The 4770-nt window shown below is 55.6% G+C and carries 3 protein-coding genes; all 3 read right to left on the reverse strand.

Features of this window, described 5'->3' with window-relative positions; genetic code table 11:
- Window positions 1–137: 137 nt before the first annotated feature.
- Entirely contained in the window at window positions 138–680 is a 543-nt protein-coding gene (locus EZV60_RS18830; RefSeq protein ID WP_135507601.1) for a hypothetical protein, read from the reverse strand.
- 183 nt (window positions 681–863) lie between these two features.
- A complete protein-coding gene (locus EZV60_RS18835) occupies window positions 864–2969 on the reverse strand; it encodes a BTAD domain-containing putative transcriptional regulator (protein ID WP_135507604.1) in 2106 nt (701 codons plus the stop codon).
- A 610-nt stretch (window positions 2970–3579) separates the two neighbouring features.
- Window positions 3580–4311, reverse strand: coding sequence for a Crp/Fnr family transcriptional regulator (locus EZV60_RS18840; RefSeq protein WP_135507606.1), 732 nt, complete (start codon window positions 4309–4311; stop codon window positions 3580–3582).
- Window positions 4312–4770 lie beyond the last annotated feature (459 nt).

A 4770-nucleotide genomic window follows, 5' to 3' on the forward strand; every position in this document is an offset into this window, starting at 1 on the left:
TTGGATACCGGCCTCCCGCAACGGAAAGTATTGTCCAGATGGACCAGAGGCCGGTCATGCACTAACAATCAACCTGGACCACTCCGTGGGGGCAGTCCAAGGGGCGGGTTATTTTGTTGCGCGGGCTCTTCCGATATTTACTCCAAACAGATCGTTCCTACAGTGATACCAGCGCCGTTAGTGTTGCCGTATCCGCCGATCTCGCCTGTTGCGTTCTCGAAGCGTCCGCTGCCGCCCACCACTGTGCCCAACCCTGCGTAGTTCTTACTGTTCCCGTCCCATGCGCCGACCTCTTGGAGAGACAAGTCTCCGTTTGCCGTTTCGATCCTCGAAACTCCATGATAAAAAGCCTGTTCAGAATCCCATCCTACCTTCGCACCGTCGCTATGTGTTGGATCGCTGAAATAGTGCATTGTGCCCGTCAGTAGGCCCGATGCGTCCAACCATTCTCGGGTGAAGCAATAATTGTAGACTTCATTGGCAGGGCAATCGACTATGACGCGAGGCTTTGACAGAACCTGAACGTTCGTGCAGTTGGCTTTGCCACCAGTATCTATAATTGAAATGCTGTTGTCAGCAGCCGCCGCGGGCAATGCAGAGAGAACAAATGGCAATACGAGTGGCCTGAGGGCTCTGCAAGGCATCGTGGTCATCATTCCGCGAAAGCAGTTAGAAAACATTTTTGAGCTCCTTCCTTATTGTCGGCCTCGGCGCTCATGAAGCTGCCGTGGTACATAGGATCATCGCATGCGCTGCAGGACAGCGTCGTTACAGACTCCGTGACAACACCGGAAAAGCAGATGTCAGGAGGCTAAATTACAGACAGAATTGCAGTATGGGAAAGCTTTAGGGCTACGGAGGCTCTAGTCGCCTGCATCGCCATGAACACACTCCGGGAGCCGATCCTGCGCCGAAATCGATGCAGCCTCTTCGCCGCTCGCACAGCGCGGCAGGCCCGCAGTTTCGACCCGATTGCGCAGGATTTCGAGCCCGTGAGCGCGCGTTCGAGGGATCGCCAATTGAAGGCTTTCGAAGCTGGCACCCGGGTTGGTCTTGAGGATTCTTCGGATTTCCGCGCTTGCCTCTTCAGCCCGTCCGGCCCCCACATAGCTCGCGGCGAGGATCGCACGACCAGGCCAGATGCCATCGTTCACTGCGCCGAGCACCTCAATCGCGTCGTCAAAACGGCCGGCAAAATAGAGCATCTGGCCGTAGAGCCTTTTGTACCAGCTCGGACGATTTGGGTTTAATCTAAACGCAAGCTCCATCCTGCCGATCGCCTCATCCATTCGGCCCGGAAGAAAAGCGAGATTCCACCCCCAATTGGCCAAGATGTCCGCATTGTTCGGGTTCAACTCCAGCGCTCGTTCGTATTCGATCTCCATGCCGTCACGGTCCCCGACCGTCGCAAAGTATTCCCCCAGCACCCAGTGGGCTTCGGCATCGGATGGGTCGGCATTCAACCCGGATCGCGCCGCAGCGTACGCACGACCGAGTGCGCCGGTGAGATCATCAGTCCAGCCCCACCAGTAATCGTGCATATGTGTCCAGGCGATGGCAGTGTGCGCACGACCTAGATGGGGGTCGAGGTCGAGTGCAGTGCGGAAAAAATCGCGCGCGGTCAGGTTATCTTCCTTTGTAAATCGGTGTTTGTGTCGAACCCCCAGCAGAAATGACTCGTATGCAGTCAGCTTACGCGGGCTTGCCCTGGTCGCCCGTGCTGTAGCAGCCTCAGCGATCTCGCCTTCGTAACCGCCTAGCGTTGTGACTATTTTTCGGGACACAGCGTCCTGAATCTCAAACATTTCGGTGGCTTGAGTGTCATAACGCTCTGCCCAGACATGCTTACCCGAAAGAGCGTCGATCAGCTGCACATTGACCCGGATCCGCTCCCCTGACCGCTGGACGCCGCCCTCTAATAGATACTGCACACCGAGGTCCTCTGCGACCCTCTGTACCTTCACGGGCTGGCCTTTGTAGACGAAGACCGAATTCCGCGCGATCACAAACAGGTCGCGGAACCGCGAAAGATCGGTGATGACGTTGTCTGTCATCGCGTCGACGAAGTGCTCCTGATCGGGGTCACCACTCATATTGTCGAACGGTAGGACCGCAATCGAGGGTCTCTCGGGTAGCGCATAGGTCATCTTGGTCAGGTCGGCAGGTGCCAACTCTGAGCTTTGAATCCACCACGCAGCGCCACCGATGGCGAGGAAGAAGGCAAGCACTGCGGCAGTAGAACGGTGGGGCGTTCGGCCTAGCGCAATTGGCAATCGGGTTTCTAGGGGAAGGGCGAACGCTCCTTGGTCGCGGTCGTGTGATGCTTGCGGATTTTTCCGAGATACTTCTTCCGAAAGAACCGCATCATCAGATTCTCTGGACGGGGCAGTGGGCGCGGACGAACACTTCTTCGGGGTATCAGATCGTCTGATCTTGGCAGCTAGATCACAAATCCTACTGGATGGCTGTTCACCCAAGTCGACATCCAACTTGCGTTTCAACTCTTCGAAGATCTCTAGAGCGCGCGCGCGCTGGCCTGTCTGGCAGTAAAGGTCCATCAGTTGAAGGTGAGCACTCTCCTCGAGCGGATTGATTGAGATCAACCGTAGGGCGACCGGGATCGCGTCCTGATACGCGCATTTAGCAATGCATTCGGACAGTGTTTGTCGCATCTGGCTTTCCAGCATTGTTTCGACGATCCGGCGCTCCGTTTCCAGCCACTCTTGGATCTCGGGCTCGCGAGCGTGGACGCCGTCGAGAAAGCGACCTGCTTCTGGTGGAAGCCTGGCGGCGCTGTACAGTTCGTCGAGATCGGTGCTCCAAAAGCTCTCGGCAAGACCGACGGAGTTGTGTGTTGTGACAAACGGTTCCTCGGGACCGTCCAGTGTTGCGCGGAGACGCGTCAATGCCTGCCTGAGGCTCCCGCGGGCGTTTTCCGAGGTATTGTTGGGCCACAGAAAGGCTGCCATTTGAGCGCGTGATGCAGTTCTTTTTGGACTGCAAGCAAGGCGGGCAAGGAGCAATATTTGCTTCGAGGACGAGAGGTCGCGTTCTGCTCCGTCCACTGTGACCCGAGGCCTGCCGATTAAATGAAATCGATAGGCGACAGAAATTGACCCGTCCTCCAAATTCTTAGGGTATTGCGTCCACTTGGGCCGCACTACTTCCAATATAATACGAAAAGGGTAAATTTGGAATAGAGACTCGCCTAAGCTTGATCTCTGGCGGCGAACGACCGATTTGGATTTCTGCCTGTCAGTCTGTATTGCATGAGCGCTTTTCAGAAATTTTTTGCTTCATCGCCGCGACGCGATGAGCATTTCCAATCATAGTAGCAGGGCAAAGTTCGCTGCAGTTGCATCAGGCGGCTTCGTCCGCAAGGAGGTCATAGCCGGAAGTTCGGATAACGTCCGGTGTCGATAGAGGCAGTCGTTCACGGCGGAAACGTCGATCTCTACGTCTCCGAAGGCTGCTTGCCGCGCTTGTCCGGTCATCCGACAAAAAACGTCAGATGACGGTAGAGAGCCCGTAGCGGGCATTGAATTACTTTTCCGGTGCTTGCACGTCGATATGCCCAAATCAGGCGTCCATCGCGTTCACTGCTGCCGGAGGCGAGACCGTCTCAACATTAGGCTTTGCCCCCTTTTGTAATTGTACGGGAGACCCCGCGCGCGAGACCTTTCCGGCAAGATCGAGAGAAATCATTGCGTCCATCGCCAATTGGAATCTCGGGTCTCGGGCGGCACGCTGTTTCAGCATGGCAACTTCCCATTCCAGTACATCGCTGTCTCGTGCCAGATAGGTCGAGGCCGAAGCACGGTTGCCAGTCAAATAGGCGACTTCGCCGACAAAAATCCCTTCCGGAATGGAGAAGCGGCTGCCGGATTTTGCGACTTCAACTTCACCGTCGATGACATAGTAGAGCGTGTTGACGCGGCTACCTTCCCTTGTCAGCTGAAACCCAGCCGGTTTCATGGCGCGGTGTGCCGCTCGCATCAATTTCCGGAAATCACCCGGCGGCAGCAGGTCGAACTGGACATATATGTCCCTGTACTTATTGGGTACCGCCCAAGTTGAACCGCGATAGAACAGGCTGAGCAATCCAATCACGTTCGCAGTCCCGGTCGCAGCACTTGCCCAAATGGCGGGCCATAAGGGCGTTTCATCGACCACCGCGTAGTACCAGATATAGAGCATCGTCCCAATGAGTAGCATGGTGCGGAGCATGATCTGGTTGATTATGAGATATCCAAGGACGAACATCCCGGCAGCGGCGAGCACAAGAAAATCGGATAAATTCAGGTCTTCCATATAATCGTTCTGAGTGACTATGTTTGGGCGCAATGAGTCAAAAAAGTGTATTGGACTTGATGCTTCAATTCTAGAGAGGGCGGAAGGATCGAAACGGATTTTCTCTGTTGTCCGCAAACCAGTTGTCTTCCCAACGAAGCACGCTGGAAAGCAGCGACCGGTTTGTCCGCACACCTGTCATTGCCCTGATTTCGATGAACGTCTGGTGTCGGTGGTAGCAGCCGTTCGCGGCGGGAACGTCGAATTTCCCGGCTCCTACGGCTGCTTGCCGCGCCTATCCGTTCATCCGACCAAAAGCCTCAGAGGACGCCTTAGAGCCCATATCGAAAGTTCTCTGTTGCTAAGGCTCGAGGCTGCAGCTGAACCGCGCCGGGTTTGCCGGAGGCTCCAACTCCTGAGTAGGATGGAGCATCATGAGCAAGACAACGAACAAGTATTCCCCTGAAGTGCGCGAACGAG

The sequence above is a fragment of the Roseovarius aestuariivivens genome, from assembly GCF_004761875.1.
Taxonomy (GTDB): Bacteria; Pseudomonadota; Alphaproteobacteria; order Rhodobacterales; family Rhodobacteraceae; genus Roseovarius; species Roseovarius aestuariivivens.